This window comes from Parageobacillus thermantarcticus (genome assembly GCF_900111865.1).
Lineage (GTDB): Bacteria > Bacillota > Bacilli > Bacillales > Anoxybacillaceae > Parageobacillus > Parageobacillus thermantarcticus.
Genome location: NZ_FOJS01000001.1, coordinates 1 through 26,812 on the forward strand (window position 1 = coordinate 1; position 26,812 = coordinate 26,812).

At 43.0% G+C, this 26,812-nt stretch carries 30 protein-coding genes and 1 pseudogene; 10 read left to right on the forward strand and 21 right to left on the reverse strand.

Annotation, left to right across the window (positions count from 1 at the left end):
* Positions 1-35 precede the first annotated feature (35 nt).
* Genes BM278_RS00005 through BM278_RS00015 form a run of 3 tightly spaced genes read right to left on the reverse strand, consistent with a single transcriptional unit; the run spans position 36 to position 791 of the window.
* Complete coding sequence (locus tag BM278_RS00005; protein ID WP_090947376.1) at positions 36-311, reverse strand: hypothetical protein; 276 nt, start codon at positions 309-311, stop codon at positions 36-38.
* The gene (locus BM278_RS00010) at positions 283-477 is read right to left on the reverse strand and encodes a hypothetical protein (RefSeq protein WP_090947377.1); all 195 of its coding nucleotides are present in this window, start codon (positions 475-477) and stop codon (positions 283-285) included. Before BM278_RS00010 ends, BM278_RS00005 begins: the two co-directional genes overlap by 29 nt.
* Positions 478-530: 53 nt before the next feature.
* Positions 531-791 (reverse strand): helix-turn-helix transcriptional regulator, encoded by a 261-nt coding sequence (locus BM278_RS00015; protein ID WP_244151060.1) that lies wholly within the window; start codon positions 789-791, stop codon positions 531-533.
* Between the two features lie 174 nt (positions 792-965).
* Here BM278_RS00015 and BM278_RS00020 point away from each other — a divergent pair, with 174 nt between their 5' ends.
* Positions 966-1,637: a helix-turn-helix domain-containing protein gene (locus BM278_RS00020; protein WP_208601723.1), complete on the forward strand. Its 672-nt coding sequence runs from the start codon at positions 966-968 to the stop codon at positions 1,635-1,637.
* An 80-nt stretch (positions 1,638-1,717) separates the two neighbouring features.
* A complete protein-coding gene (locus BM278_RS00025; RefSeq protein ID WP_090947379.1) occupies positions 1,718-3,169 on the forward strand; it encodes a recombinase family protein in 1,452 nt (483 codons plus the stop codon).
* Positions 3,170-3,198: 29 nt separating this feature from the next.
* Here the strand turns inward: BM278_RS00025 and BM278_RS00030 are convergent.
* Positions 3,199-3,906: pseudogene (locus BM278_RS00030) on the reverse strand (ATPase, T2SS/T4P/T4SS family); the annotation flags it as partial.
* A 200-nt stretch (positions 3,907-4,106) separates the two neighbouring features.
* Here BM278_RS00030 and BM278_RS00035 point away from each other — a divergent pair.
* Together BM278_RS00035 and BM278_RS00040 are read left to right on the forward strand one after the other, a co-directional pair.
* Positions 4,107-4,805: a helix-turn-helix transcriptional regulator gene (locus BM278_RS00035; protein WP_090947380.1), complete on the forward strand. Its 699-nt coding sequence runs from the start codon at positions 4,107-4,109 to the stop codon at positions 4,803-4,805.
* A gap of 199 nt (positions 4,806-5,004) precedes the next feature.
* Positions 5,005-5,247 carry a DUF2626 family protein gene (locus tag BM278_RS00040; protein WP_090947381.1) on the forward strand — a complete coding sequence of 81 codons (243 nt, stop codon included), beginning with the start codon at positions 5,005-5,007 and terminating at the stop codon, positions 5,245-5,247.
* Between the two features lie 48 nt (positions 5,248-5,295).
* Here BM278_RS00040 and BM278_RS00045 read toward each other — a convergent pair whose 3' ends face one another.
* Positions 5,296-6,429 (reverse strand): class I SAM-dependent methyltransferase, encoded by a 1,134-nt coding sequence (locus BM278_RS00045; protein ID WP_090947382.1) that lies wholly within the window; start codon positions 6,427-6,429, stop codon positions 5,296-5,298.
* A 323-nt stretch (positions 6,430-6,752) separates the two neighbouring features.
* On the reverse strand, positions 6,753-7,385 hold the full coding sequence (locus BM278_RS00050; RefSeq protein WP_090947383.1) for an MBL fold metallo-hydrolase: 633 nt from the start codon (positions 7,383-7,385) through the stop codon (positions 6,753-6,755).
* A gap of 337 nt (positions 7,386-7,722) precedes the next feature.
* Here BM278_RS00050 and BM278_RS00055 point away from each other — a divergent pair, with 337 nt between their 5' ends.
* Complete coding sequence (locus BM278_RS00055; protein ID WP_090947384.1) at positions 7,723-7,899, forward strand: DUF2759 domain-containing protein; 177 nt, start codon at positions 7,723-7,725, stop codon at positions 7,897-7,899.
* A gap of 31 nt (positions 7,900-7,930) precedes the next feature.
* Here the strand turns inward: BM278_RS00055 and BM278_RS00060 are convergent, their stop codons facing one another.
* The 5 genes from BM278_RS00060 to BM278_RS00080 form a co-directional block, all read right to left on the reverse strand.
* Positions 7,931-8,242, reverse strand: coding sequence for an MTH1187 family thiamine-binding protein (locus tag BM278_RS00060; RefSeq protein ID WP_003249171.1), 312 nt, complete (start codon positions 8,240-8,242; stop codon positions 7,931-7,933).
* A 57-nt stretch (positions 8,243-8,299) separates the two neighbouring features.
* Entirely contained in the window at positions 8,300-9,463 is a 1,164-nt protein-coding gene (locus BM278_RS00065; RefSeq protein WP_090947736.1) for a M14 family metallopeptidase, read from the reverse strand.
* A gap of 119 nt (positions 9,464-9,582) precedes the next feature.
* On the reverse strand, positions 9,583-10,539 hold the full coding sequence (locus BM278_RS00070) for an ROK family glucokinase (RefSeq protein ID WP_090947737.1): 957 nt from the start codon (positions 10,537-10,539) through the stop codon (positions 9,583-9,585).
* Positions 10,540-10,547: 8 nt separating this feature from the next.
* The gene (locus BM278_RS00075; protein ID WP_090947385.1) at positions 10,548-10,760 is read right to left on the reverse strand and encodes a YqgQ family protein; all 213 of its coding nucleotides are present in this window, start codon (positions 10,758-10,760) and stop codon (positions 10,548-10,550) included.
* Between the two features lie 117 nt (positions 10,761-10,877).
* On the reverse strand, positions 10,878-12,341 hold the full coding sequence (locus BM278_RS00080) for a spore germination protein (protein ID WP_090947386.1): 1,464 nt from the start codon (positions 12,339-12,341) through the stop codon (positions 10,878-10,880).
* Between the two features lie 125 nt (positions 12,342-12,466).
* Between BM278_RS00080 and BM278_RS00085 the strand changes: the two genes are divergently transcribed.
* Entirely contained in the window at positions 12,467-13,327 is an 861-nt protein-coding gene (locus tag BM278_RS00085; protein ID WP_090947387.1) for a hypothetical protein, read from the forward strand.
* On the opposite strand, the gene BM278_RS00090 is transcribed toward BM278_RS00085, so the two are convergent.
* From BM278_RS00090 to rpmG, 5 genes are all read right to left on the reverse strand, one after another.
* Complete coding sequence (locus BM278_RS00090) at positions 13,324-14,493, reverse strand: rhomboid family intramembrane serine protease (protein WP_090947388.1); 1,170 nt, start codon at positions 14,491-14,493, stop codon at positions 13,324-13,326. The two genes, BM278_RS00085 and BM278_RS00090, sit on opposite strands and share 4 nt — an antisense overlap.
* A gap of 169 nt (positions 14,494-14,662) precedes the next feature.
* Positions 14,663-14,839, reverse strand: a complete 177-nt coding sequence (locus BM278_RS18580) for a hypothetical protein (RefSeq protein ID WP_167359558.1) — start codon at positions 14,837-14,839, stop codon at positions 14,663-14,665.
* Between the two features lie 133 nt (positions 14,840-14,972).
* Positions 14,973-15,752: a DUF92 domain-containing protein gene (locus tag BM278_RS00095; RefSeq protein ID WP_090947389.1), complete on the reverse strand. Its 780-nt coding sequence runs from the start codon at positions 15,750-15,752 to the stop codon at positions 14,973-14,975.
* On the reverse strand, positions 15,745-16,314 hold the full coding sequence (locus BM278_RS00100) for a 5-formyltetrahydrofolate cyclo-ligase (RefSeq protein ID WP_090947390.1): 570 nt from the start codon (positions 16,312-16,314) through the stop codon (positions 15,745-15,747). The genes BM278_RS00095 and BM278_RS00100 overlap by 8 nt, the downstream gene beginning before the upstream one ends.
* Before the next feature lie 142 nt (positions 16,315-16,456).
* Entirely contained in the window at positions 16,457-16,606 is a 150-nt protein-coding gene (gene rpmG, locus BM278_RS00105; RefSeq protein ID WP_003249157.1) for a 50S ribosomal protein L33, read from the reverse strand.
* Positions 16,607-16,757: 151 nt separating this feature from the next.
* On the opposite strand from rpmG, the gene BM278_RS00110 reads away from it, so the two are divergent.
* Both BM278_RS00110 and BM278_RS00115 read left to right on the forward strand, forming a co-directional pair.
* Positions 16,758-17,120: a hypothetical protein gene (locus BM278_RS00110; protein ID WP_090947391.1), complete on the forward strand. Its 363-nt coding sequence runs from the start codon at positions 16,758-16,760 to the stop codon at positions 17,118-17,120.
* Positions 17,117-17,563 (forward strand): endolytic transglycosylase MltG, encoded by a 447-nt coding sequence (locus BM278_RS00115; protein ID WP_090947392.1) that lies wholly within the window; start codon positions 17,117-17,119, stop codon positions 17,561-17,563. Before BM278_RS00110 ends, BM278_RS00115 begins: the two co-directional genes overlap by 4 nt.
* Before the next feature lie 46 nt (positions 17,564-17,609).
* Here the strand turns inward: BM278_RS00115 and pstB are convergent, their stop codons facing one another.
* The 4 genes from pstB to sodA form a co-directional block, all read right to left on the reverse strand.
* Positions 17,610-18,425, reverse strand: a complete 816-nt coding sequence (pstB, locus tag BM278_RS00120) for a phosphate ABC transporter ATP-binding protein PstB (RefSeq protein WP_090947393.1) — start codon at positions 18,423-18,425, stop codon at positions 17,610-17,612.
* 213 nt (positions 18,426-18,638) lie between these two features.
* On the reverse strand, positions 18,639-20,768 hold the full coding sequence (locus tag BM278_RS00125) for a peptidoglycan D,D-transpeptidase FtsI family protein (RefSeq protein WP_090947394.1): 2,130 nt from the start codon (positions 20,766-20,768) through the stop codon (positions 18,639-18,641).
* A gap of 95 nt (positions 20,769-20,863) precedes the next feature.
* Positions 20,864-22,150 carry an MFS transporter gene (locus BM278_RS00130; RefSeq protein WP_090947395.1) on the reverse strand — a complete coding sequence of 429 codons (1,287 nt, stop codon included), beginning with the start codon at positions 22,148-22,150 and terminating at the stop codon, positions 20,864-20,866.
* A gap of 246 nt (positions 22,151-22,396) precedes the next feature.
* Positions 22,397-23,011: a superoxide dismutase SodA gene (gene sodA, locus BM278_RS00135; protein WP_090947396.1), complete on the reverse strand. Its 615-nt coding sequence runs from the start codon at positions 23,009-23,011 to the stop codon at positions 22,397-22,399.
* A gap of 227 nt (positions 23,012-23,238) precedes the next feature.
* On the opposite strand from sodA, the gene BM278_RS00140 reads away from it, so the two are divergent.
* Positions 23,239-24,969 (forward strand): methyl-accepting chemotaxis protein, encoded by a 1,731-nt coding sequence (locus BM278_RS00140; protein ID WP_090947397.1) that lies wholly within the window; start codon positions 23,239-23,241, stop codon positions 24,967-24,969.
* Positions 24,970-25,087: 118 nt separating this feature from the next.
* Positions 25,088-25,864 carry a DUF1189 domain-containing protein gene (locus tag BM278_RS00145; RefSeq protein WP_090947398.1) on the forward strand — a complete coding sequence of 259 codons (777 nt, stop codon included), beginning with the start codon at positions 25,088-25,090 and terminating at the stop codon, positions 25,862-25,864.
* Positions 25,865-25,893: 29 nt separating this feature from the next.
* On the opposite strand, the gene pstA is transcribed toward BM278_RS00145, so the two are convergent.
* A complete protein-coding gene (gene pstA / locus BM278_RS00150) occupies positions 25,894-26,811 on the reverse strand; it encodes a phosphate ABC transporter permease PstA (protein ID WP_090947399.1) in 918 nt (305 codons plus the stop codon).
* Position 26,812 lies beyond the last annotated feature (1 nt).

Here is a 26,812-nt window from a genome sequence, read left to right on the forward strand (position 1 = left end):
TCCCGCTTGTCCGCTTTTCTTCCAAAAGGAATGCCTCATTCGAGACCAAAGCGTTCTGGATACTTTTTGAGTGCCTCTACCACCGTTCCAAGCATGACCGTTGATTCGTGTCTCACACCTGCTCCTTCCTCGAATGTCACTTCAGCGATGACGTTCCGGTCTAAATCCAGCACACACACTTCGTACAATGAAGGCGCAAAGGAAAACTCAAACACAGTCGCTTTGACAAAGAGTGGCTTCTTATATCCGGCTTCAATCCCTTTGCGAACGAATTCAGGCAACTCATCGAACGAGACGTTGCGGATTTGCATGGGCGGTCACCTCCTTCGCTCGCACAAGCTGCCCGTTTTCCCAAACAAGTTCTCCGCGATCAAGTGCAGCTAAAATACGCGGAATGGACGTTTTCATGAAGAACTCAACCATAATTCGCTGAGCTTTTTTAGACGGTTGATTCATGATAACATTGTCATTCTGCATAACATCTCGCCCCTTGTTTGTTTTGAAGATGGACAGTATTTGATTAGCTCAAATCATGATGCGTCTTGTTTCGTTTTCGAAACTTGCGGTTCAATAAAAAATTCGTCAGCACTAATGCCTAGAGTCATGCAAATCAAACGCACTTCGCTTAATGAAAAATCGCCGCCGGTGCCATTTAGATTTTGGTTGAGTGCGTATCTTGACTTGTTAAGCAATTTAGCTAATTCAGCCTGCGTCATGCCAATTTCATTTAAGTATGCTTTTAACTTCGTATATGGAGCATGACGTCTTTTTATTTCTTTTTTCATACCCATATCGATCACCACCCCTCCATGTTTCGTATTCGAAACTCAACTTCTGATTCAAATATACTATTTATATGTTTCGAAGTCAACTACTTTTTTATCATTTTTTTGCAAAAAATATTGCGGTATCGAAACCGATACCGTATAATGTGTTTAGATGTATCTAAACTAAATAAAAAGGAGGTGAGTAAAATAGCGGAATATTCGTTTGGTAAAAAATTAAAAGCGTTAAGAACATCAATGAATTTAACACAAGAAGGACTGGCGAAAGCTCTTAATACCAAATATGGGACAAACTTTAATAAGGGTATGATCTCAAAATGGGAAAACGATAAAGAAGAACCTAGAATCGACTCTGTGCGATACATAGCAGACTTTTTTGGTATGTCGTTGGATGAAATTCTAGGCTTAAAAGATAATGAATTAAGTATGTATGAAGTAATAAACAAGGATTTTTCAAACATTACAAACATTCCTATTGTCGGAACTATTGCTGCTGGGCAACCTATACTTGCTGAACAAAATATCGAGGGATACATGCCAATCCTTTCATCTTTCTTAAATAAACATAAAGAGTATTTTTATTTGAAGGTAAAAGGCAATAGTATGAATTTAGAGTTCCCAGAAGGTTCTTATGTTCTTGTGGAGAGAACCAGCACGGTTGAAAACGGCTCAATCGCTGTGGTGTTAGTGAACGGCTACGAAGCCACAGTGAAAAAAGTATCGATAAACAAAAATATAATCACTCTTATTCCGATGAGTAACGATCCATCTTACCAACCGCAAATATATGACATCATGAAAGATGAGGTTAAGATTATTGGTAAAGTTGTACAAGCTGTAAAAATTTATTAAATCTCTAGCACTAGGGATTTAATCAAAACAGGTGGGCAGGCAACATGCCCGCCCTCCTTTTTTCAAGGAGGCGAAACACATTGAGAACAGCACTATACATTCGTGTCAGTACAGAGGACCAAGCACGGGAAGGATATTCGATTCAAGCGCAAAAGAACAAATTAGAAGCATACTGCGTTTCCCAAGGATGGGATATTGCAGGATTTTATGTTGATGATGGGTATAGCGCAAAAGATTTAGAAAGACCCGAAATGAAACGAATGATAAAACATATCAAGCAAGGATTGATCGATTGCGTTTTGGTATATCGACTCGATCGCTTGACACGTTCCGTGCTAGACTTGTACAAACTCCTTGAACTATTCGAGAAGCACGATTGCAAGTTCAAGTCGGCTACGGAAGTGTATGACACCACAACAGCGATGGGTAGAATGTTCATTACCATCGTCGCTGCACTGGCGCAATGGGAACGTGAAAACCTTGCTGAGCGTGTGCGGGTGGGATTACAAGAGAAGGCTCGACAAGGGAAATGGGTTACCAATAAAGCGCCGTTTGGTTATGAAATTGACCGAGAGAACGATACGTTAAAAATTATTGAGGAAGAAGCTGCAGTGGTAAGAAAAATATTTGACTTATATATTTCTGGAAAAGGAATGAGCAAAATAGCAGTTGAACTGAATAAATCACAAATTCGTACTAAATCGGGATTTGGATGGTGTGACAGTAAAATAAAGTATATCCTCAAGAATCCTGTTTATATCGGCACAATGCGTTACAATTATCGCGTCAATCAAGAAAATTATTTTGAGGTAAAAAACGCGGTTCCAGCAATCATTTCAGAAGAAACTTTCGAAAAGGCGCAAAAAATAATGAATAAACGTAGCAAAGTACACCCTAAAGCAGCTACAAGCGAATTTATTTTTTCGGGTATAGCCAGATGCGCTCGCTGTGGAGGCCCTCTTTCCGGAAAACATGGCTATTCAAAACGTAAAACAAAAACACACAAATTAAAAACATACTATTGCTACAACCGTCGTTACGGATTATGCGATCTGCCGTATATGTCAGAACGATTCATTGAACAACAATTTTTAAAATTTATTGAAACTATTAAAATTCAAGATGAAATATTAGATGATTTGCAACACAACGATGAGGATGATTCAAAAGAACGTATCAAGGCTATTCAAAACGAACTGAAATCAATTGAAAAAAGACGTGCAAAATGGCAATATGCTTGGGTAAACGAAATAATAAGCGATGATGATTTTGCACAACGAATGAAGGAAGAAAACGAAAAAGAAGAAGAACTTAAGAAGGAACTTGAAAAGATACAACCTAAACAAGGGAAAATGCTGCCTATAGATAAACTAAAAGAACTAGCAAAAAACATTCGTAATAACTGGGAATACATGGAGCCTCTCGAAAAGAAATCTCTGTTGCAAATGATTGTAAAAAAATTGGTTATCGATAAAATTAGCCGACAACCTAAACCAGAAAGCGTGAAAATTGTGGATATTGAATTTTATTGAATTGGTGTTTATATGCATAGGTCTATTATAATGACCAAATGTCCTGTCATCGCAGAACGTACCGCAATTTTTGCCGTCTCGGCGTCCCGGATTTCACCGATCATCACGACGTTCGGGTCGTGCCGCAAAACTGCTTTTAAACCATTTGCATACGTGATTCCTGCTTTCTCATTAATTTGCACTTGCAATATATTGTCGATTCGCTTTTCAACGGGATCTTCGAGTGTGATGACATTGCGATTCCATTCGGATTGGCAGACGCGCAACAACGTATACAATGTCGTCGTCTTTCCTGACCCGGCTGGTCCTGTGAAAATAATTAACCCTTGAGGCTGCTGAAAAAGGGAAAGCAACGTTTTCGCGGCGTTGGCGAATAAAGAAAGCTGTGATAGAGGAAGAAACAAGTTTTGCGGAAGAAGCCGAATGACGAGGCTTTCATCGTAAGCGGTCGGCAATGTGGAAAGGCGCAAGTGAATGATTTCTCCATGCTGCTTCGTTTCCATCGCTCCGCTTTGCGGCCGGCGACGTTCTCCAATGTCCATTCCAGCTAAAAACTTAAAATGCGTAATAAGGCGCTCGCATATTTCTTTTGTGAGCACTTCTTTTTCCATAAGCGATCCATCTAATCGGAAACGCACTGCTGCATCGTCTTTACGCGGAACGATGTGAATGTCAGACACATGAAGTAAACTCGCTTCTTTGATGAGACGATCAGCGAGATATTCGATTTCGTTCATTTGTTCATGCCATTCCCCCTTTCTGTTTTTTACATATTTCGACTCGTTTTTTTATTTTCCTGCTTCCAACATAAAAATTTTTCATGAACATTTCATGAACTTTTCACGATATTGATGATAGCAGCGATAAATACCATTCCCTTCAAAAAAACCGTTGTATTATAATAAAAATGTAATGATTGGTTTAGGAGTGAAAAGGAATGGAACAAACATTAAAAATTACGAACGTATTATCGGACCCAACACGCTACCATATTTATGAGTACATTATAAAAAAGCATAAGAAAGTATCGGTGCAAGAAATCGCGGAAGCGTTTAACATCCATCCAAATGTCGCGCGCCTTCATTTAACAAAACTGGAAGATGTGAATATGATCGTGTCGGAAACGCAAAAAACAGGAAAAGGAGGACGCCCAAGCCGACTTTATCGTCTATCTGACGACGTAATCCAACTTTATTTTCCGTTTCGCGATTACCAGCTTCTTTCTAAAATTGCGATACAAACAATGATGAAGCTTGGAGACGCCGGAAAACAAGCGCTTTATGAAACAGGGAAAACGTTTGGAAAAGAACTTGTTGCCCAACGAATCCCTCATGACAAATCTCCACAGCAGCTAACGTTCGCCGAAAAAGCGGAAATCATTAAAGAGGCAGCGGAAACAGCAGGATTTTATCCGACATTGGAATATAATGAAAAAGAAAAGAAAATGTATTTACAAATTTTCAACTGTCCATTTAAAGAAATTGCTCTGCAAGAACCGGAAGTCACTTGCCAAATGCATCACGCCTTTTTGCAAGGAATGTTTGAAGTTCTTTTCCCAGACATCGAACTAGCGGAAATCGAAAATATAACGAACGGATGCGACCGTTGTTCCTACCGTGCGGACGTGGCAAAGTAAACATGTTGCACTACGCTTAACGATACGCAAATTCACCGCTTTTCTGTCGATTGCGGCAGAAAAGCGGTCTACGTTTGGCTGCCATCGCCAATTCATATATCAACATCGCTTCACACTGAAAGCGTTATTTACATTCATATAAATTGTACATTATAATAGTTAAAGATAGGGACTTGCTTATAAAAAGGAGGGATACATAATGGATCGCATGTTCCGCGTCCTCGCATTTTGGACTGGAATTTTTGCAGTTATGTTTTATCTCGGACATATGCCTACGACCTCATTAATTTTCTTTGGTCAAACGGTGTTTTTCTTATTTCTCGGCTTTTTGAAATTGACGGAAAGAATGTACATTTATATTTTTGGGGCATACTTAACAATTTTCTTCGCTGCGTTTACGTATTGGACAACATTTATGATGGTTCCGGGAATGGGAGAATAAAGAAAAAGAGCGGGAGGACGATTTCTCCCGCTCTTTTTTGCACAGTGCTTATGAAAATGATAAAAACTCCCGTTGCGCCCATATATGATCCCAATGAACGTTCACTCCTTTTTGCTGGATCATTACATGAAAAGCGGCACTCATCCCATCATCCATCATTAACGAACGAATTGCACGATTTTGCCGGACTTTTTCGGAAAACGGATTCTCGTCATCATGTTCTTCTAAATATTGTAATATCCCCGCTGCAAGCAAAAAGCGGTCTTGCCTTAACAGAGAAACGCATTGCCATCCCGCTTGTTCGCCGTACATCCGCAACGCGTCCCATTGAATATGGGCAGTTATATCCATTTTGCCGGGATGACAAAGCGGGTTTGCTATCAACTTGTGGCGATAATACCCTCGCAAACTTCCTTGCCGCCTTGCCGGCAATCGTAATTCTTCGTCCGTGTAGCCATAATCAATCGTAAACATGACGCAATGACGAAAAAACTTTGCTGTCTTCAAAAGAAACGTTTTCAGCGCGAGCGGCACTTCCAAACGTTGTCCCTCTGCTAAAGAAAGCTGCCTTTCGCGCAAATATTCGATAATGCGTTCATTTTCTAACGGATGTTTTTCCTCTACTAATTTGTCGCCGTCTATCGTAATAAACAGTTCATATAACGTTCCATTTTCTTTTGTGATGACATGAACGGGAAAAGCATCAAAAAACTCATTGCTAAACACAATTCCTGAAAACGAAGCGGCGTGCTTCTGAAACTCCTGTATATTTTTATATTGCTTCACTTTTTCGGAAACAGCGCCAAGCGTTTGCAGCTGTCGTGCCCGTTGCTTTAGACTTGTTTCAAGCACCGTATACGTTAGCTGCTCATACGTATTTGGGCTTTTTTCTTTCCATTCGTTCAACACGGCGCGAGCGAATTTGCCGTCTCCGCCTCCAAATTCGCAAATATGCGGGGGGACATAATTTCTCTCAACGAGGCGAAGAAAAACAGAAGCGAACAGTTTGCCGAACACATCGGAAACATGGCTGTTCGTAAAAAAGTCCCCTTCTTTTCCTATCTGCGCTCTTTCCCTCATATAATAGCCATACCGTTCATCGTATAAAGCAAGCCGCATGTACTCTGCGTACGATAATCGCCGCTGCGCCGAAGCTTCGATCGCTTTATAAATCGGATTCATCGCCCGCTTATTCTCCTTCTATCCCATTTTTACTATTGACATAATGAAAATACTGTTATATTGTTATAGTAGCTTAACTATATCCCCTCCCATTATATGGATAGAACATCCCCCAAAAACTCTTCTTTACTAAAGAAGGGTTTTTTGTTTTTCATGAAGATGAAGCGTAGAAATCGAATAAAAAGAAAACGACAAAAAGCAAATCTTGTTTGTCAACGCCCTATTGCGAACTTTTACGTAATAATCAAAACTTGACCTTTTCGACAAAAAGCGAATCGACACAATTGACTTAAAAGAAAAGGAAGGAGACATCCTTCCACTCATTAAAATCCATGGAGAAACGGATTCGTATCCATCTCCGCTCCAATGGTTGTTTCACGTCCGTGTCCAGATAACACGATCGTTTCTTCCGGCAGCGCAAGCAGCTTATCATGAATGCTGCGCAACAGCTGTTCGTGATTACCACCAGGCAAATCAGTGCGTCCAATGCTTCCTAAAAAAAGCACATCACCTGAAAACACCGCTTCTATCTCTTTGCAATAATAAGAAATGCTTCCTGGCGAATGGCCCGGTGTTTCCAACAGTTCAAAAGCAAACGCTCCGATTTGTAACGTTTGCTCCCCGCGCAAGCACGTCGGTTCATGGTGGACGACAACTTGCCCGCCGCCAAAATAAGCGGATCCGTTTAAAGCAGGGTCAACAAGCCACTCTTTTTCTTTTTCATGAATATAAATCGGCAACTCCCATTTTTGCTTCATTTCATTAATGCCGCCGATATGGTCAAAATGAGCGTGCGTCAATAAAATCGCAAGCGGCGTTAATTGCTGTTCTTCAATGCGCCGCACAATTTTGTCACCTTCGCCGCCCGGATCGAAAATAACGCAAGTCCCATCCTCGTGTGATAAAATGTAGGCATTTGCCTGAATCGGCCCAACCGGGATACGTTCCCATTTCATGATGATTCCTCCTTATCGTTCCAAATAAAATCCGTTTCAACGAATGCAACAGTAAATATAAAAAATACACTTTCTCTGCTTCGTCCAAAAGCGATTGGCACATCATTATTTTATCGCAACCTTTATTTATTTGCCATTCGCAAACGGATGCGCTTACATCTTTTCAAAAATCGTGTTACAATGAAAAAGGATGTAAAAAAGTCGTTGATGGGTATTTGTGATGGTTCATATTTTCGCCCTCGACAAATAATGAAAAAATGATTACAATGAAAAGGAATTAGTCGGTTTTCTACATAATCTTGTATACGGACGATTCCAAAAAGGAGGGGAAACAATAGTGGGCACAGTCATTATCTTTGGATTAATAACACTGTTAGCGCTTTACGGAATTGTACGTTCATTGCGCGCCAAAAATATACTCGGAATTCTTTTCGCCCTCGGGACTTTCGCCGTATTTGGCTGGTTTACCGTCATGACCGTATTACACCACGGTTTTCCGACAGGTACGCATTAAAACGCAAGAGGCGTGCATGCCTCTTGCGTTTTTATTTCATTTTTTCCTGTACGCTTGCGATTTTGTCCGCCATTCGCCGTTTCTTATCGCGACGGTCGTCGATGCGAATATTTGTCGCCACGCGTTGAATTCCTTTCGAAAACGGCACTTCGTGAATCGCTTGAATCACTTCAAACAATACAGGCAATTCGCCTTCAATAATCGTATTCATCGGAGTTAACATAAAATCGATTTTCCCGTCACGTTTGTACGTTTCGAGCACTTTTTGCATTTCTGCGACATATTCGCTAACACTCGGCGTCGGTGTGCCGATAGGAATGACCGTTACATCGACAATCGCCATCTTCTTTTCTCCTTTCCCTACTCTTTACTTTATTATAGTGCGATATTTCTTTTTTCCTCAAGCCATATACAAGGCTGCTAGAAAAATGCCAAGGCTATCTTCGTAAATCTCCGTAAACTGTTCCATTGGTAGCGGATTGACTCCTTCCCCCAATTCCACCGTATACCCTCTTCGTTTCCATGTTTGAATAAACCAATCGCGATATCCCGCGTGGCTGTCGATATACTTTACCGCTTGATAACCGCTCGTTTTCGCAAATTCCATCGCCGTTTTTTCCGCACAAGGCGGCTCCAATCCTTCATACCCCCAGTATATCTCTTTTCCTTGCGTATGAAACGCTACAATCATGTCAAAATCACTTTCTTCTGTCAATGCGGCCATCGCTTTTGCTTCCGGTTCCGTAAGCGGCGCGAATCCCGGAAAATCGCGGGGCGCCGGCGCTTTCGGAATTTTCCGAGCGCGTTCCACTTCCCATTTTGCCGGAAATTGGTTATTCAAATCAACGCCGCGAATGTTCGCCTTCCATTGCGAAAAATCAGCGGATCCCCCGTTCATTCGCACAACTTCGCTGCGATGCGGTTCTTGCCTAGGGGGGCCGTGCAACACGAGGTTGACGCCATCCGGATTCACCATCGGCACAGCCGATAATGTCACTTTTTGATAATAATCAAGCATATGATGCCCTCGAAGCGTTTTTCCGTTTGTCACTGCCAACAAGTAATCGTTGAGAAACGTCATGATAATCGCCGACGTAATCCATTCGTTCGCATGGAACGAACCGTTCAGATGGACGCGAATCGGTCCTTGCCCAATTTGAATTTCGATCAATGGCAAACCGAGCACACTATATCCGACCGCCCTTGTGCGCATAAACGGATAGCAGCGGCAAAGCGCTTCAATATCTTGCTTTAGCGCGAAAAAATCGTACGCCTTTTGTCCTTGAATGACACGGGAAATCACGCGTTTTGGCAACTGCACCGATCCGCGGACGATTTGCTCCGTTCCTTTCATCCGCCGCAACGCTTCTTTATGCACAAAGAAAAAATGCTCCAACTCTTCCCACATACAAACGGTTTCATATCCTGGGATACGCACCACTTCTCCTTGCTCTAGCCGATCTTTTTTGATGTGCGGATTAGAATCTCGCAGTAATTCGTAAGGGACAGAAAACCATTCGCTGTACGCTGTCAACGCGTCACCGCGAGAAGCATATATGTCCAAAGCATCCTCCCCTTCCTGATGTTCTACCTTCAACATATGAGCGCGGGAGGCGGAAAATGAAACAAAAAAACGATTCACCGAAAGCTATTCCCTCGGTGAATCGCTTCATTTCTCGGTAATCAAACGCAGAACGACGTTTTCGCCAACCATGCGCCGCCGATGACTCCCGCGTCGTTGCCAAGCGTCGCCAGCACCATCGTCGCTCCTTCTGCGACGCGCGGAAACGCAAAGCGCCGGAAATAAGCGTTGACGCGTTCTACCAATATATCGCCTGCTTTTGACACGCCACCGCCAATCACGATTTTTTCCGGATTGGACACGTTCGCGGCGTTTGCCAGCGCCAATCCTAAGTAAAACGTCGCTTCATCCACCACCTCGAGCGCCAATTCATCGTTCGCTTTCGCCGCATCAAACACCGCTTTGGCGGTTACAGTTTCGCTGCGAAGCAATGTCGGCTTGTTCCACCGTGATAATTTTTCTTTCGCGATTCTCACAATTCCCGTTGCAGAAGCGATCGTTTCCAAACAGCCGGTTTTGCCGCAATTGCACGGCGCGCCACCTTTTGGAATCATTGTCATGTGGCCAATTTCTCCACCGGCGCCATTGACGCCATGCACAATTTGGCCATTGGCGATCACTCCGCCGCCAACGCCGGTGCCAAGCGTGACGCAAATAAGATCGCGCGCACCATTGCCGGCCCCTTTCCACATTTCTCCAAGCGCAGCAATATTTGCGTCATTATCTACCGCGACAGGAAGCGCTGTTTCCTGCTCTAGCCGTTCTTTGAGAGGATAATTTTTCCACCCCAAATTCACCGTTTCATAAAGCATCCCTGTTTCCTTATGTACCGGTCCCGGCGCGCCAATCCCGATCGCTAACAGCCGGTCTTTGCTTTCGCCTAGACGACGCAACGTATCCTCTAGCGATTGCGCGATATGTTTGACGATGTTTTCCCCTTTGTTTGAAAGATCCGTATCGATTTCCCATTTATGTACAATATCACCATCTGTCGTCAAAAACGCCATTTTAACCGTCGTTCCACCTAAATCAACACCAACAAGCCATTTTTCCGCCATGTTTTGCTTCATTCCTTTTTCATTCGTTTTTCTCTTTCGATTTGTGCCTCATGCCTTAATATGAAAAGCGCCATTTGGTAATCTTTCACATCGATCAACTGCGACCGATATAGCTCTTTTAATTCCTCCTCCATCAACTCTAAATCTGCCAAACGATCCCCTACGTAAATAATCGTCCCAAACCGCTTTAAAAGCTGCTGCACATCGTATACCGTTTTCATTGTTTCACCTGCACGTTTTTTTACCCAATATAAATGTATAAAGAAACAGATCATCCGTCAAGAAAAGAGCAAAAAGAAAAACAGGCTGCTTGGGGGAAAACGCTTATAGAGCCTGTTTTACCGATCAGGATCACGTGGATGTAACACCGTCGGGCGCCGGTTTTTTAAAGGCATTGGAGAGCGAATAAGCACATCGCGCATCGCCCGATAAGAAAATGGGATAAACGGCCACAAATACGGGATGCCAAACGAATTCATCCGCATAAGGGCGATAATCCACGCGGTAATGCCAATCATGTAACCGTATATGCTAAACAATCCCGTCAACACTAACAACCCGATCCGCACAAGGCGATTCGCGAGCCCCATTTCATAGCTTGGCGTCGCAAACGTGCCGATTGCCGCCACCGAAAAATATAAAATGACTTCGTTCGAAAACAACCCGACTTCCACCGCTATCCCGCCGATCATCAGTGCGGCAACGAGCCCAAGTGCGGTAGCTAACGAAGAAGGGGTATGAATAGCCGCCATCCGCAACATATCAATGCCAATTTCAATCATGACAATTTGCGCAAACAGCGGGATATCGCCAAGTTTTGCTTTTGCTAAAAAGGATAACGAAGACGGCAACCATTGCGGTTCTGTCATCATTAAATACCAGAGTGGCAAAAGAAAAAGAGACGCCCAAACCGCCAAAAAACGAACTAGCCGCAAATACGCGCCAACGATCGGTTTATTCCGGTATTCTTCCGCATGCTGAAGATGGTGCCAAAACGTTACCGGGGCAATTAACACGCTCGGGGAGCCATCGACAATAACTAACACATGACCTTCATATAAATGGATTGCGGCTGTATCCGGTCGTTCCGTATAACGGACGACCGGATACGGATTCCAATGCCGCCCCGAAATAAACTCTTCCACTGTTTTCTCTCCCATCGCCAACCCATCCGTATCAATATTGGCAATCGCTTTTTTTACATTCTGGATAATTTCAGGGGCGGCAATATCTTCAATATAACAAACGCAAATATCCGTTTTGGAACGACGGCCAACTTGCAAATATTCCATGCGCAATGATGGGTCGCGAACGCGCCGACGAATTAACGCCGTATTGAATACAATCGTTTCTACAAAACCGTCACGCGCCCCGCGAACAACCCGCTCAACGTCAGGTTCTTGCGGACCGCGAACAGGATATGTGCGCGCATCGATGAGAATGATATAATCAACACCATCGACGACCAATGCCGTCGGTCCAGCGAGCACCGCATCGACGGCTTCATCTAAATCATTCGTTTTGTTTAATTCCACGTAAGGAAGATACGTTTTCAGCAATTTTTCGAGCGGATGTACTTGCAGTTGTTTTTCCTCAAGGAAAGACAATCTCCTCATTAAGTAATGCAAAATATCATCTTTGACAAATCCATCAATCATAAATAATGACATTGCTCTCCCGGCATACTCTACATCAAGCTGAATCACATCAAAACTTTTTCCAACGCCAAGTTTTTTACGCAAATACGCTATGTTTTCGTGAATATGCGAAGAAACGAATCGCTTTTTTCTTTCCTTTTCCATTCTCTCACCTGCATCTTGTTCCAACCGTGATATCATCCATGATTGACAACGAAAAATAAATTCATACATACTTTTCCCTTTACGCTCATATATTGGTAACAAACTTGTCCACATAGGGGGCTATGATGAAAAAATTAGTTTCGATAGCGATGCTTTTATTGATCGTCTCATTATTTTCTCTTTTCATCCACCGCCCGACAAAGGAAACGATCATCTTTTTCCCGATTCATCCGCACGTAACGTTTAGCGAGGCAACAACAACGCTTGAGTTGCAACCGCAAAAGCGGGAAGGAACATATTCTTTGCTTTGGTCGACGTCATCTGCATTAGACCGGAACGCCTACTTGCGCCAAGATATTTCCTTGCTTTTTGCAGACGGGCGTCTCATTGATCGTCTCTCCAAATGGAAGACGAATAGCCAAACATTAACGCAAGAAAAAATAGTGAAAGCGAGAGATAGCCGTTTTTTTCAAGCTATTTCGTTTCACCATGGAGAACTTCATGAAGGGGAAGCAATTATGAGCAGCCAAACGATGACAAGCGATTACTTATACGTGATCGATTCTCCGTACAGCCCGCTTGCCTCCTTTCACAGCGCAGCGACACGGGAGGAAAAAGAGTGGCAAAACGTATTAAACAAAGCAACAACCGAATTCCTTCGACGCACATCGGAATCGCTTTTATCGCATTTTTCCATCCAAAAGCAGCAATACTATTCTTTATATTTGCCTGACTTAATCGTTTACAACGAACAACCATTGCCCGATCTTTCCATGGAAAAAACGCAAGAAATAATCGGAAAACTGTGGGAAGGATTATATAAATCCTATTTTCTCGGCATAAAAAAAGAGGATGGATCCATCCTCTCGCCAATCGGCAGCACAATGCCGCTTATTTTAATAAGCAAAGATTATTCCCATTTACTTGTGCTCACCGAGACAAAAGACGGAGAAAAAATCCGCCTCATCCAGCAAATTTTTCGTTAAAACCCGACATATAAACCGAAAGCGGCGATGCTTACTGTGATAAGCAATGATCGCATTTGTCTTTTCCAATCGAAATGGTTTGGCAAATGGACGATGCCAGCGGCAAGAAATCCGCCAATTAATCCGCCGATATGCCCAGCATTATCAATTCCCGGCACCATCATTCCAAATACTAAATTGATAACGATCAAACTGATAATATTTGTTCCGATCGTTTGAAAAAACAGATGGCGATACACCGTTCCAAAATATAGGAGCGCTCCAAACAAGCCAAAAATGGCGCCTGACGCTCCTGCGGAAAGAGAAGCAGTGAATAAAAAGCTGCCAAGCGTCCCAAAAAACCCGGCGGTAAAATAGATAAAGAAAAATCGCCACGATCCGTAAAGCCGTTCAACCGCCATGCCCAAATAGTAAAGGGCGAACGTATTCATTAATAAATGCAAAAAACCGATATGTAAAAAAATCGGCGTAAAAAAGCGCCACCACTCCCCCGCTTGAATAAGAGGATTAAATTTTGCGCCATATTGGATCAACACGTCCGGATTCGTGCTGCCTCCGCTTCGCTCCATGAGCAGAAAGACAATCACTTGCAGCGCGATAAAAATATACGTAAAAACAGGTTTGCCGTATTCAAACAATCGTCTTTCTCTTTCCTGCTGTTCTCTTGCTTCCCGTAAAATAGCCCGCTTGAGCCGCTCTGCTTCGAAAAATGGATCACGGTCGCCCGCTAACGGCGGAAAAGCGATAGGCGTTTGGACGATATCCGCTAATTGCTGCAATGAAATATGGATGTTGCCGGAATGAATAAGAAATGTTTGAAAAGCAGCATTGCGCTGCTGTGAAAGCGGCAGCGGTTTCTCGATTAAAAATTCCCAATCGTCAACTGGGGGATATGTTGAAATATAAATATTGACAATTTTATTGAATTTCCCTAGCCTCCGTTTTGAAATTTGTTCGGCAACGCGCCAAGCATATTCTATATCCCGTTTCAACCATTGGCTCCAATCGATGTCATCACGCACAAGCCGAACAATCGGAACATGTTTGTTTTCCAACGACTCCAGCCAAATTTCACGTGAATCGTTTGCGAGCTGGACGATGCGATAACGCTGCTTAATAAAAAAATAAACAAGCTGCCAAAACAGCAATTCCATTTTCCCATTCAAAGTCTCCTCTCCCTTCTTTTCGCAAAATGAAACTCCCCGCAATTTTACATGATCACATAATGAAAAGAGAACGTCTTTTTGAAAAAAACATAGGGAATGACAGCGCGAAACGCGCCCTCATAGCCAGCAAATGCGGCAAATAGCATCCTGCTGTTTCATTGTACCACACTTATCGGAATACTTGAGAAATGATTGTATTGCGGACAAACGGAACGCTCATCGCAGAGCGAACGAGCCATGTTTGCAAAGGCCGGATGCGCAATATCGCGTTCACAAACGAGTAACGGTAACGATACACGATGACACCGGTAATCAGCACCAATGCTAAATAGACAAACTTATTCATTCTTCTTCCTCCCTCATGATACGAATCCCTTTTTATTTCTTTTTCCCATCCGCTCATCCATTTATGAAACCGCATTTATATAAGACAACAAAAAACGGGCCAAAAATGGACCGTTTTGTATGAAAATATTCGCCTAATCAATTGCAAAGAAAAGATAAACGATCGTGCTGCAAGCAATCGATAAAGCATTGACTACATCGTTATTGACAAAGCGGCACCCTTTGATATGCATTGTTTGCTGCCCACAATGTTCCTTCCGTTCCGTCTCAAGTCCGCACACTGGACAACGGTAAACCGCTTGCCAAACCGCGCCGAACAATGTGTCAAAAAAGCTGCCGAGCCATCCGAAAAACGCTATCGTAATAACGGAAATGTCTTTCCATTGGATAGCGCTCGCAGCGCCAATAAAAGCGGCTCCTAAAAAAGCAGCAATCGTTCCTAACAGCGTCACCGCCCCTGACGTTCCAGCTTCGACCTTTTTGAAATTTGTCAATAATCTCGGCGCTTGCCGGCTTAAACCGCCAATTTCTGACGCCCATGTATCCGCGTTCGCGGCAGCGATGGAAATAATAAAAAGATCGAGCCAAAGCGAAGATGGATGAAAAATCGCCAATAAACTAATAAGTGCGGCGACTCCCCCGTTCGCAAACACTTGAATATAGTCGCGCCGTTCCCCTTTTTCTACTTTTTCCGTCAATTTCTTTTTTCTTTTTTTGCCAATTTTACTCCAAACGCTGGAACTGATGAAAAACACGCCTAATAAAATCATCCCTTTCCATGAAAATGCTTTGCCGACTATCGTTCCGACAAGCACCGTTGCCATCGCGCCGGAAATGGAAAGGGAACGAACAAACAAGCCGCCAATCGCCACCATGGCGGAAGCGAACGCGTACAGCCATTCGTTTTCATTCATTACATTTGATAACTCCTTCGTTTGTAATAATCATTTGAACAGGAATGTCATGTTTTTCGACAGGAAGAGACTCAACGACTTGAAACGAATAAGCTAATGAAACCGTCGGCATAGAAGCATGCTGCAAATAGCGGTCATAATACCCCCCTCCATATCCAATCCGGTAGCCATCTTTTGCAAAACATATTCCCGGAACAACCATGATATCGATATTGCTTCCTTTGACTTCATCCGTTAGCTTCTCAATTGGCTCCCATAGCCCGAAATAAACGGATTCTAGTTGCGAAAAAGATTGAATTTTCCGAAATACCATTGTCTTTGTTGCTGGATCGCATTTTGGCACGCTCACCGTTTTCCCTTCATGCCATGCCCGTTCAATAATCGATTTTGTATCAACTTCTTTTCCTTTAGAAATAGTAATGCCGATCGTTTTCGCCCTTTTCCATAATGGAAGCTCGTATAGCCTTTCAGCGATTTGTTTATCATATGCTCGTTTTTCTTCTTCTGTTAATTGTTGCAGCTGCACTTTCATTTTGTTACGAATCTGCTTTTTTTCATCCATCGCGCTTTTCCTCCATTCATCTCGCTTTTTCAGCGTTCCGCCAAAAATTTTCTGATCGTCTCACTGTTTCGCGGCAACCGAAAAAAACAGTTCCCTGCCGCATAAAAAGACAAAAAGCAGCAGGAAACCTGTTTCCTACTGCTTACTTCGTTTCGCGATGAAGCGTCACCTTTTTGTCTCTTGGGCAATATTTTCTTAATTCAAGGCGATCTGGATTGTTGCGTTTATTTTTGGACGTAGTATAGTTACGTTCACCGCATTCTGTGCAAGCTAATGTGATGTTTACGCGCATGCATCTTCCCTCCCAAACTACTATAGTTAAACTTATTATAATCAGACTTTTCTATGATAGCATTTTTTCGCGGCAATTTCCACATCTAAATTTACGATTAAGTATTTATCGAAAAAACAAAGCTATGATATAGTGAAATGGGGTGATGATAATGATCGAATATGCAATGATCGCTTTGCTCGGCTTATCGGTTTTCCTTTTTTTTATTTCTTTTTTTGCCAAAGACGATATAAAACAAATAGAAGAACAGCTCGATCATCTCACACTATCGCTCGCGCAAGAAACGTATCAACTGAAAAAACGATTGCAAGTGTTAGAAGAAGAATTGTTAATTCGCCATGAAATCGCGCCGAATACCGCGTCAGCACATGACAGCGATCGACACGCTTCCACTTCCATAAAAAACCGCGTATTCATGCTCTATAAGCAAGGGCTTTCGTATGAGCAAATCGCCCGCGAAACCGCCCTGACAATAGAAGAAGTGCGCATGATTTTAAGGGGGCTTGCACGATGACGAAACAAAAAATACGCGCCATCGCCCTTGGCATGCTATTTGCTACTTCCGTTATTGGCGCCGCTTATTACATGGAGTTTGGCTCCATGGCCGCTGCCAAACTTCATGACACCTTGAAAAAAGAAGGAAAGGTCGCCATTAGCGAAACGGAATATAAAAAATTGAAAGAGGCGGCGAAACAAAATAAAAACACTGCCGTTTCCAACAATCAGCAGCCTCCAAAAATCGTATATGTTTACTTTTTGACGATTCAAAAAGGCGAAAAAACAAACGACTTCGCACAAAAGTTGGAGGACGCTCATATTATTCCCGATGCGGATAAGTTTGTCGCTTATTTACGAACGCACGGGCTAACCCGCTACGTCCGCGCCGGCACTTACAAAGTACATAGCGGCATGAACTATGAAGAAATAGCCAATTTGATCGCGAAAAAACCCGGATAAAAACGGGGCATTCCCTAACGCAAGGGAATAGCCCCGTTTTCGCTTTTTATCCGAACCGTCCTGAAATATAGTCTTCTGTCCGTTTATCTCTTGGATTCGAAAACAATTGCTGTGTATCTCCGTACTCTATTACTTCCCCGTTTAAGAAAAACGCCGTTTTATCCGAAATGCGAGCCGCTTGCTGCATATTATGTGTAACGATAATAATGCTATAATGCTCTTTCAGCTGTTGCATCAATTCTTCAATTTTCGCCGTCGAAATCGGGTCGAGCGCCGAAGTAGGTTCGTCCATCAAAATGACGTCAGGCTCCACCGCCAAACAGCGGGCGATGCACAGCCGTTGCTGTTGTCCTCCGGAAAGCGCGTGCGCATGCTCATGAAGGCGGTCTTTTACTTCATCCCAAAGCGCCGCAGCGCGCAAACTTTTTTCGACAATCTCGTCTAATACGCGTTTATTTCGTATTCCATGAATGCGCGGACCGTAAGCAACATTATCGTAAATCGATTTCGGAAACGGGTTCGGCTTTTGAAAAACCATTCCGACATTCGTGCGCAATTGTTCTACATGATAAGAACGATCAAAAATATTGCGGCCGCGATAAGTAACTTCTCCAGTAATGCGAACATTTGGCGATAATTCAATCATTCGGTTTAGCGTTTTAATATAGGTGGATTTTCCGCAACCAGACGGACCGATGATCGCCGTAATTTCATTTTCATAAAAAGATAAATTGATATTTTTTAAAGCGTGATGCTCTCCGTACCATACATTTAGTTGATGTGCACGGTATATCGTCTCTTTTTTTACCGCTTCCCTTAATGTATTCACATTCGCCCGTTCCATTACCACTGTTACACCCATAAATGTCTCCCCTTTTATTTTTACTATAAAAAGGTAAATCCCACCCAAATCTCTATCACTTTCATGAAAAACGTCCCATCACTTGATTTTACTTAGTTCTTCTTTATTTAGCTTATAACGAAACTATTAACGACATTTTAATCGAATGTTAAAATTTTGTTAAAAAAAGAAGGCACCGTACGAAAAGTGCCTTCTTTTTGCTATGAATGGTTGTTATTCATTTGCTTCGGCATTTGTCGCCGCGTCTGTGGTTGTCGCATCGTTCGTGACATTTCCTTTTGCTCTCTCGGCTTTCAGCTCAAAATACGTATCTAAAATTCGTCTGCCGATTCGATTGTTAATTCCGTCGCTATTTCCTTGCGTCGCCCAAGGGACGACAACAGCAAACGACACTTCCGGATTATCATACGGAGCATATCCGACTAATGTCAAATTATATGTTGGATCATTTCGTCTGCTTTGTATTGGCCCGTCATAAAATGCTTCCGCTGTTCCTGTTTTTCCAGCCGGTTTATATGGCGCGCCGGAGAAATACGCATACGCAGTTCCTTTCGGAGTCTGCATCACGCGGCGAAATCCTTCCTGCACCCGTTTAATATACTCTGTTTTCATGTCAATACGGTTTAATACAACCGGCTCAAAGCGTTGAATGACCGGCCCTAATTCCTTCGCATCATCCGTTGGTTTGCGAATCTCTTTGATAATTTGCGGTTTCATGCGATAGCCGCCGTTCGCAATCGTTGATACATATTGCGCCATTTGCAGCGGGGTGTACATATCGTATTGGCCAATGGAAAGGTCTAGCAATTTCCCAGCTCCCGTTTCTTTTCCTTGAAAGCCGCCGAGTTCGTTTGGCAAATCAATTCCTGTTTTCACTCCAAGTCCAAACTGAGCAAAATATTTGCGAATTGTCGTAAATGCTTCGGGATTAATCTTTAATGACCGGTGTGGACGATACTTCCCGCCGCCGATGGCAATCGCCGTTTTAAACATGTATACGTTCGAGGAACGCTGCAATGCGGTCAACTCATTGATCGTCCCCATCGTCTGCCACGATTTTTTACGAGGCGTTCCTTTAATATATAACGGTTCGTCAACGATGTAAGTATTCGGATGCAACACTCCTGTTTGAAAGCCCGTCAGCACCGTCGCTCCCTTTACGGCCGAACCCATGGCATAAGCGGAAGTGATGTTGCCAATCGCAAAATCAACAAATTGCGTTTTTCCATCTTCCCCCTTTGTAAGCAGTTTTCCAGCCATAGATAACACTTCCCCCGTTTTCGGGTTCATCATCACCACAAACGCCCGATCAAGCAAAGGGGAGTTTCCCTTCCGTTTTGTAGCCATGATTTCTTCTTCGATGATCTTTTCCACCCGCTGCTGCAGTTCGACGTCAATCGTCAGCACAAGATCCTTTCCTCGCTCCCCATCATATACTTTCTCTGTAGCGATGACATTGCCAGATTTATCAACAATGTTTCTAATTTTTGCTTTTTTGCCGTGCAATACATCCTCGAATTGCGCTTCAAGATAGCTTTTGCCAACGCGATCATTGCGGCTGTAATCACGCGCCAAAAAATAATCTAAACGTTCGCGCGGTACACCTTCGTCATCTTCTGTAATGTTGCCGAGCACCGAGCGGAACGTATTTTCATATACATAATGACGCTTCCAATCCGTCGTTGCGCTTACTCCCGGCAACTCCTCCAAATGTTCGCTGACAACTGCGTATTCTCTATTCGTTACCCCATTATTTTTTACGATTTGCGGCGTTAGCGCATAACCGCTATCCATTTCATGCTTGATCGCGATAATTTCCAATTCTTCTTTTGTAATCTCACGCAAATCCTCTGGAGTAATGCGCTTTAATGTAAGTTCATATATTTTTTTATCGATTTCTTTTTGCGATAATCCTTGCTTTTCAAACTCTTTTCGCTCTTTTTTGCTTACTTTTTTCTCTGCTTTCTCTTTTCTCGTTAAAATCCAATAGTCTTTCATATCGCGTTCCGTCACTTTGTCAACCGGTTTGTCGATATATTTCGCCAATTTGCGCGCCACTTTCAACGTATCTTCCGGCGTTGTCGTTTTCGAACGCGTATATGTAATCGCATTTTCCGGAATATTATCGACAATGACGCGATGAAAGCGGTCGTAAATTTTTCCGCGCGGCACCGGAGTGTTGACAATTTCATCTTCCGTACGTTCTACCTCTTTCCGGTAGTCTTCCCCATAGACAATTTGTACGACGCCGAGCCGTAAAATAAGCGCTGAAAACAGCAAAAACACAACGAAAAAAAGTATATTCAGCCGAAACGGCACTTGTGCTATTTTTTTCTTTTTCAACTAGCCTCCTCCTTTTCTTTTGCCGCTTTTTTTTCTATTGTAAAAGAAAGATGGCAACTTTTCTAGAAAAAAGACCATGGAAAAAGAGGGCTTGCCTATACTGGAGAGCCCCCTTCTTCGTTTGCTAGCTTTGGCGGAATGAGGGAACGCTTCTTTTCATCTGTTCCGTTATCTTCTAAATGAATGCGCCGCACAAATAAATAAATGATCAAATGCCCAGCGCCGAGCATCAACATTAAAACAGGGATGCCCAATTTTTCCTCGAAAAACGCGATCATAGTCAAAAAAGCGAGAATGGAAGCGATGCGTCCGCCGTTTAAAAACAACTCGCGAACAACAATGTATTCGATTCGCATTTCCGCCGACTTCCAGCTTCTCCCTATCACGTCAAATGTCAGTGACGAATATGGGACGAGCAATAAAGGGTAAGCGATGGCAATAGTAACCGCGTACAAAATAAGGCGTGGGTAAGAAACGTGAAAAACGATTAGGAAAATGGCGCCATATAACAATAGGCCGCCGCATAAAATCGCTTTCTTGCGATATTTTTGCTTCATCAATCTCGAAACAACATAGTAGGCGATAAACGATGTCAGCGAGTTCACGAAACCGAATTTTCCAAGCGCCAACTCACTGTTCGAAGTAATGTACACAAATACGGAAATGACGAAAACGAACGTTCCTTCGCGCAATCCTTGAAAAAAATGGGCGTTCGTAATTAACCGCCAATTTTTATTATAACTTCTCTCTCTTAAAATGCGAAGAAATAAATAATTACCTTTTGCGGGGCGGCGCTTGAGAAAAAAACTGAAAATGACAGCAATGACGAACAAGCCAAGCGAAATCGAAAAAATCAGCGTATATCCTTTCGCATTCGCCAATGAAGAAATAATATATCCGGAAGCGATCGGTCCAACCATTCCAGCCAGCGAAGTGAGAATGCCGAAAAACCCGTTAAAAAAATCGCGAGTTTCCGGTTCGGTAATTTCAAATGTTAATACGTTAAAAGCAAGCCAATAAAACCCATACCCGACACCTAAAAGAGCGCCTAATAAAATCAAGTAGTTATGCGCGCTGCTGCCGACAAGCAAAACGGTAATAAAAAAAACCGCCAAAAACGATACGCCTAACCGCAATACGATAATGCGGTCGACTTTTTTCGCCAATTTTCCAGCTACAATAAACGTCAGCGGCTGCAATGTAACAATCGACAAATTGTACACTGCTAAATCGCGGAACTCTCTAGATTGTTTCCATAAATACACGTTGACAAACGTATTGGAAAGGGAAACGCTCAATGCGTAAAGCCCGCCGATGCATAACAGCAAGACTAAATCCCGGGTAATTTGTTCTTGACCAGTAATTTTTTTGATGATTGCCATAGTAAACTCCCCTTTTTCGTCTAAAGGGTAGTTTGGCGATTTTCCGCTGTTCTATGCATCAATGATAGGTTAAGCTCTAATGATTGTGTAAAATTTCATCCTCGATTCAGCGAACTTATATCTTCGGAAAAATAACAGCGCTTTTTGCTGTTTCTTTTTACGCAAATTCCCAAACTTTAAACATTCGACAAAATAAAAAAAGACTAAGCTAAACGGTGCGTTTAGCTTAGTCTTTTTCGTTTATGATTATTTCGCTTTTGCTTCGCTGTAACGTCTTGCTACTTCATCCCAGTTTACAATGTTCCAGAACGCTGCGATATATTCTGGACGGCGGTTTTGATATTTTAAATAATAAGCATGTTCCCAAACGTCTAAACCAAGAATCGGAGTTTTTCCTTCCATTAATGGCGAGTCTTGGTTTGGGGTGCTTGTCACTTCAAGTTCGCCGTTGTTGACAACAAGCCAAGCCCATCCGGAACCGAAGCGAGTCGCAGCCGCTTTTGTAAATTCTTCTTTAAACGCTGCAAAGCTTCCGAATTTTTTGTTAATAGCTTCCGCTAATTCGCCAGTTGGTTCGCCGCCGCCGTTTGGCGAAAGAATCGTCCAGAATAGAGAATGGTTCGCGTGTCCGCCGCCGTTGTTGCGAACTGCTGTGCGAATGCTTTCTGGAAGTGCTTCCAAATTGCCGAGCAATTCTTCAAGCGATTTGTTTTGTAAATCCGCATGCCCTTCTAAAGCGGCATTTAAGTTTGTTACATACGTATTATGATGTTTCGTGTGGTGAATGTTCATCGTTTCTTTGTCAATGTGCGGCTCTAGCGCATCGTAAGCATAAGGTAATTGTGGCAATTCAAAAGCCATATGAACTCCTCCTTTTTTGTTTTATGTATCCGAACGCAAAATAGTATAACCACTATGCGTTCGTTTAAAATTAGCTTATCAAAATTACCACAATGTTTCAATTTATTTGTTTGTAAACTTCCCCCTCTCACTTAACACACTCTATACACTCCCTTAACAAAATATTCAAAATGATTCGCTACATTGAGATATGACTAGATTTCATATAAGATAAAGGAGCGTATAAAATGAAACGACAAAAGCGTGCTTGGCCAAAGCTGCCTTCATTCTCATCTAAAACCAACGCCACGCGTTTCGCGCTGTTATCGTGGATCAGCAACTGGAACTTACAAACTATCTTAATGTTCATCATTATTTTGATTACGTGCATCTCCTCATCAATAACCGCTTATATCGGTTATGAAAAAAACAAGCAAGTCGCCATCCGCGCTGTTGAACAACAAATGCAACTTTCCACCGAAGTAATGGTTGAAAAAATTTCTATGTTAAAATCTTCAACCACCAATGAAGAATTTCAGAAAAAGCTTCCTTATGCGCTCATGCTGAATCAGCGCAAGTTTCAATCCCTTGGCTTGCGGCCGATGCAATTTGTCATTACAAACGAAAAAGGGGTTGAAAAGCTAGGGGATTTTTCTAGCCGACTACCGTCCTTGCCTCGTTCGGTCATCAAGCAAATCGAAAAACAAAAACAAGGAATCATCCATTTCCAAGGATTGACTTTATCATTTGCACGTTCGATTGATTTAAACGGTCAAATATATGTTTTAGCTCTCGAAAAAGAAGACTATTTGCGGCCCGTTGTGGAATATGGATGGATTAGTATCCTTGTCTCGCTGCTTACCATATTGTTTGCGAGCTTCATTGGCTTTTTGATGATCCGCCGATTTACTCAACCGATCGCTTCGCTAAAACAAGCGATGAACGAAGTGGGACAAGGAAATTTGCGAACAAAAATCGAGCTTGCTTATTCTAGCAAAGATATCCGAACATTGGCGGATGGATTTAACCAAATGGTCGACAGCCTTACGACACTTATTGAACATGTCGATGTAAGCTCGAAACATATTGCCGCATCTTCGCACACGCTACGTCGCATCTCCTCTGAAACGAAAAAAGCGTCAGAACAAATTGCCATCGCCATGGACGAAGCGGCAAGCGGCACCGAAAAGCAAGCGAATTCTTCCGCAAACATTTCGCAATTTTTTCGGGAAATCGCCAGCGGAATGGAGCAGGCGGCCGCTTCCATCGCTGATGTGGAAACTTCGACAAGCAAAGCAAGCGAGCAAGCTCGTGCAGGAAATGAACTTGCAAATCAAACAGCAAAACAGATGGGCGTCGTACAAAAAACAGTGGGAGAAACGGCGGAATCCATCTATCTGTTAGGAGAACAATCGAAGCAAATCGGCCAAATCGTCTCCTTAATTAGCAATATCGCGAACCAAACGAATCTTCTTTCGCTCAACGCGGCGATCGAAGCGGCCCGGGCCGGGGAGCATGGTAAAGGGTTTTCTGTAGTGGCCAACGAAATTAGAAAATTGGCTTCTCAAACTGGCCAAGCTTCGAAACAAATTCAAACTATTATTAAAGAAATTCAGCATGAAGTCGAACGAGCGGTGCAATCGATGACCCGCGGTTCGCAAGTGCTCGAGTACGGAATGGACATGGTCTATCAAACGGAGGCGGCGTTTAAAGGAATTGTCCATGCGGTAAACAACGTTTCACGACAGTCGCAAGAAGTATCTGCCATTATTCATGACGTCAATACACAAACAAAACAAATGTCCACGAGCATGGAAGAGATTGCTTCGATTGCGCAACAAATCGCTGGAAACATGGAACATGTAGCGGCCGTCACTCGTCAGCAAAGCGCCTCCATGGACGAAGTTTTACATGCTTCCCAATCGTTAACCGAACTCGTCGATCAGTTGAATGGACTTTTGCAAACGTTTAAAGTGTAATGATGTTTTCCCTAGGAGCAAAAACGTTCCTAGGAATTTTTTTGTTTGCGTCTTTAGTTGAATTATCAACGTGCACAATATACAATGAACAATGGAGAATAGGAAGGATGTGTCAAGGATGAACGTATTTGTGCAGCTATGGAAAAGTTTATATTCGCCAAAAGATATCGCGCGTTTCCGTTTTCAAGGAATTGGAAAAACAATCGGATATGTGTTTTTGCTCACTTTTCTTTCAATTTTGCCGATGGCCTATTACTTAACGACTTCTTTCGTAGAAGGAATCCGCAATACGAGCGCTCTTTTACAAAACGAACTTCCTTCATTTACGATTGAAAACGGCCAATTGCATTCTTCTGCAAAAGAGCCGATTCATATCGATCAGCACGGCTTTACGATCATTTTTGACAGCACCGGCCAAGTAACAAAAGAGGACATGGAACGCTTCAACAACGCCATCGGTCTTTTAAAACACGAGGTCGTATTAATTGCCAATCATCAAACGCAATATTACAGCTACTCAACGTTTCCAGATGTGAAAATAACAGACGAAGACGTCCATTCCTTTATCGAAACGATGCAGTCGCTATTGCCTGTTTTTATCCCGCTATTGTTCATTATTATTTATTTATTTGCCAGCGCAAGCAAATTTATCGGCATCTGTATTCTCGCTTTCTTCGGATTGATTTTGCGCAGCACGCTTGATAAAAAATTGCAATATCGCCATACTTGGATTATGTCAGCATATGCCGTTACTTTATCCACAGTATTTTTCGCGGTGATGGAGGCGCTGCAAACGGTTGTGCCATACGCCCCGTTTATTCATTGGTTCGTCTCGATTGCCGTGCTATTTTTGGCAATGAAAGAAGTTCCTTCATCCAAACCGCACAACGAATAGGCCACTATCAGCAACGATAGTGGCCTTTTTTATGCAGCATCACTCATCTTCTTTTTTGTTGTTCGACGATTTCCTGCAAAATAGCGCTGCAAGGCAACGGATGCAAAACGGGCGGCAACATTAAATAAAAGAACCATAATCACTAATATCGCCGCGGATTTCGCTGCAATAATTTTGGCGTCCGGAACAATTCCTTCCGAATTTAGCTTCCAAATGTGCACGGTCAACGTTTCCGCCGGCCGAAAAATATTCAACGGATGCGCCGGACTTGATAAATCAGCGGCAAAGTTCAATAACGGCGTCGTTAACCCTGCTGTATAAATTAATGCGGCCGCCTCGCCAAAAATCCGCCCCGCCGCCAAAATAACCCCTGTCATGATTTGCGGGAGAGCGGCCGGGAGAATGACTCTCACTAACGTTTGCCACCGCGTCGCCCCTAATGCGAGACTGCCTTCCTTTATGTTTGCAGGAACGTCTAAAATCGCGTTTTCACATATGCGCGTCAATCCCGGCAAATTTAATATCGTAATCGCCAGCGCGCCGCCAATTAGCGTATAGCCCCATCCCGTCAGCGTCACAAACGCCAACAAGCCAAACAATCCGACGACAATCGACGGAAGGGATGCCATCGTTTCGATGCACAGCCGAATGAAGTTAAGCATTCTTCCTTGCTTGGCGTATTCCGCCAAATAAATTCCCGCTCCTAATCCTAACGGAACAGAAATCAACAACGTAATGACAAGCATATAAAGCGAGTTAATGAGCTGCGGACCAACCCCTCCCCCCGCCTGCGTGTTGCTCGGTTTGCCAAACAGAAAATCCGGTTGCCAAAATCCCCAACCTTTCGATAAAATCGCCGCAAAAAATAAAACAAGCAAGCCAACGACGAATGCCGCGACGACATAAAATACGCCCGTCCAAACTTTATCCACTATTCTTGATACCATA

Excerpts from the sequence above, each read along its gene's own strand:
- BM278_RS00005 (WP_090947376.1), bottom strand. The coding sequence starts at position 311 with ATGCAAATCCGCAACGTCTCGTTCGATGAGTTGCCTGAATTCGTTCGC.
- BM278_RS00010 (WP_090947377.1), bottom strand. The coding sequence starts at position 477 with ATGCAGAATGACAATGTTATCATGAATCAACCGTCTAAAAAAGCTCAG.
- BM278_RS00015 (WP_244151060.1), bottom strand. The coding sequence starts at position 791 with ATGGGTATGAAAAAAGAAATAAAAAGACGTCATGCTCCATATACGAAG.
- BM278_RS00035 (WP_090947380.1), top strand. The coding sequence starts at position 4,107 with ATGGAACAAACATTAAAAATTACGAACGTATTATCGGACCCAACACGC.
- BM278_RS00040 (WP_090947381.1), top strand. The coding sequence starts at position 5,005 with ATGGATCGCATGTTCCGCGTCCTCGCATTTTGGACTGGAATTTTTGCA.
- BM278_RS00045 (WP_090947382.1), bottom strand. The coding sequence starts at position 6,429 with ATGAATCCGATTTATAAAGCGATCGAAGCTTCGGCGCAGCGGCGATTA.
- BM278_RS00050 (WP_090947383.1), bottom strand. The coding sequence starts at position 7,385 with ATGAAATGGGAACGTATCCCGGTTGGGCCGATTCAGGCAAATGCCTAC.
- BM278_RS00060 (WP_003249171.1), bottom strand. The coding sequence starts at position 8,242 with ATGGCGATTGTCGATGTAACGGTCATTCCTATCGGCACACCGACGCCG.
- BM278_RS00070 (WP_090947737.1), bottom strand. The coding sequence starts at position 10,539 with ATGGCGGAAAAATGGCTTGTTGGTGTTGATTTAGGTGGAACGACGGTT.
- BM278_RS00075 (WP_090947385.1), bottom strand. The coding sequence starts at position 10,760 with ATGAAAACGGTATACGATGTGCAGCAGCTTTTAAAGCGGTTTGGGACG.
- BM278_RS00080 (WP_090947386.1), bottom strand. The coding sequence starts at position 12,341 with ATGGAAAAGGAAAGAAAAAAGCGATTCGTTTCTTCGCATATTCACGAA.
- BM278_RS00085 (WP_090947387.1), top strand. The coding sequence starts at position 12,467 with ATGAAAAAATTAGTTTCGATAGCGATGCTTTTATTGATCGTCTCATTA.
- BM278_RS18580 (WP_167359558.1), bottom strand. The coding sequence starts at position 14,839 with ATGAATAAGTTTGTCTATTTAGCATTGGTGCTGATTACCGGTGTCATC.
- BM278_RS00095 (WP_090947389.1), bottom strand. The coding sequence starts at position 15,752 with ATGAATGAAAACGAATGGCTGTACGCGTTCGCTTCCGCCATGGTGGCG.
- BM278_RS00100 (WP_090947390.1), bottom strand. The coding sequence starts at position 16,314 with ATGGATGAAAAAAAGCAGATTCGTAACAAAATGAAAGTGCAGCTGCAA.
- rpmG (WP_003249157.1), bottom strand. The coding sequence starts at position 16,606 with ATGCGCGTAAACATCACATTAGCTTGCACAGAATGCGGTGAACGTAAC.
- BM278_RS00110 (WP_090947391.1), top strand. The coding sequence starts at position 16,758 with ATGATCGAATATGCAATGATCGCTTTGCTCGGCTTATCGGTTTTCCTT.
- BM278_RS00115 (WP_090947392.1), top strand. The coding sequence starts at position 17,117 with ATGACGAAACAAAAAATACGCGCCATCGCCCTTGGCATGCTATTTGCT.
- pstB (WP_090947393.1), bottom strand. The coding sequence starts at position 18,425 with ATGGGTGTAACAGTGGTAATGGAACGGGCGAATGTGAATACATTAAGG.
- BM278_RS00130 (WP_090947395.1), bottom strand. The coding sequence starts at position 22,150 with ATGGCAATCATCAAAAAAATTACTGGTCAAGAACAAATTACCCGGGAT.
- sodA (WP_090947396.1), bottom strand. The coding sequence starts at position 23,011 with ATGGCTTTTGAATTGCCACAATTACCTTATGCTTACGATGCGCTAGAG.
- BM278_RS00140 (WP_090947397.1), top strand. The coding sequence starts at position 23,239 with ATGAAACGACAAAAGCGTGCTTGGCCAAAGCTGCCTTCATTCTCATCT.
- BM278_RS00145 (WP_090947398.1), top strand. The coding sequence starts at position 25,088 with ATGAACGTATTTGTGCAGCTATGGAAAAGTTTATATTCGCCAAAAGAT.
- pstA (WP_090947399.1), bottom strand. The coding sequence starts at position 26,811 with ATGGTATCAAGAATAGTGGATAAAGTTTGGACGGGCGTATTTTATGTC.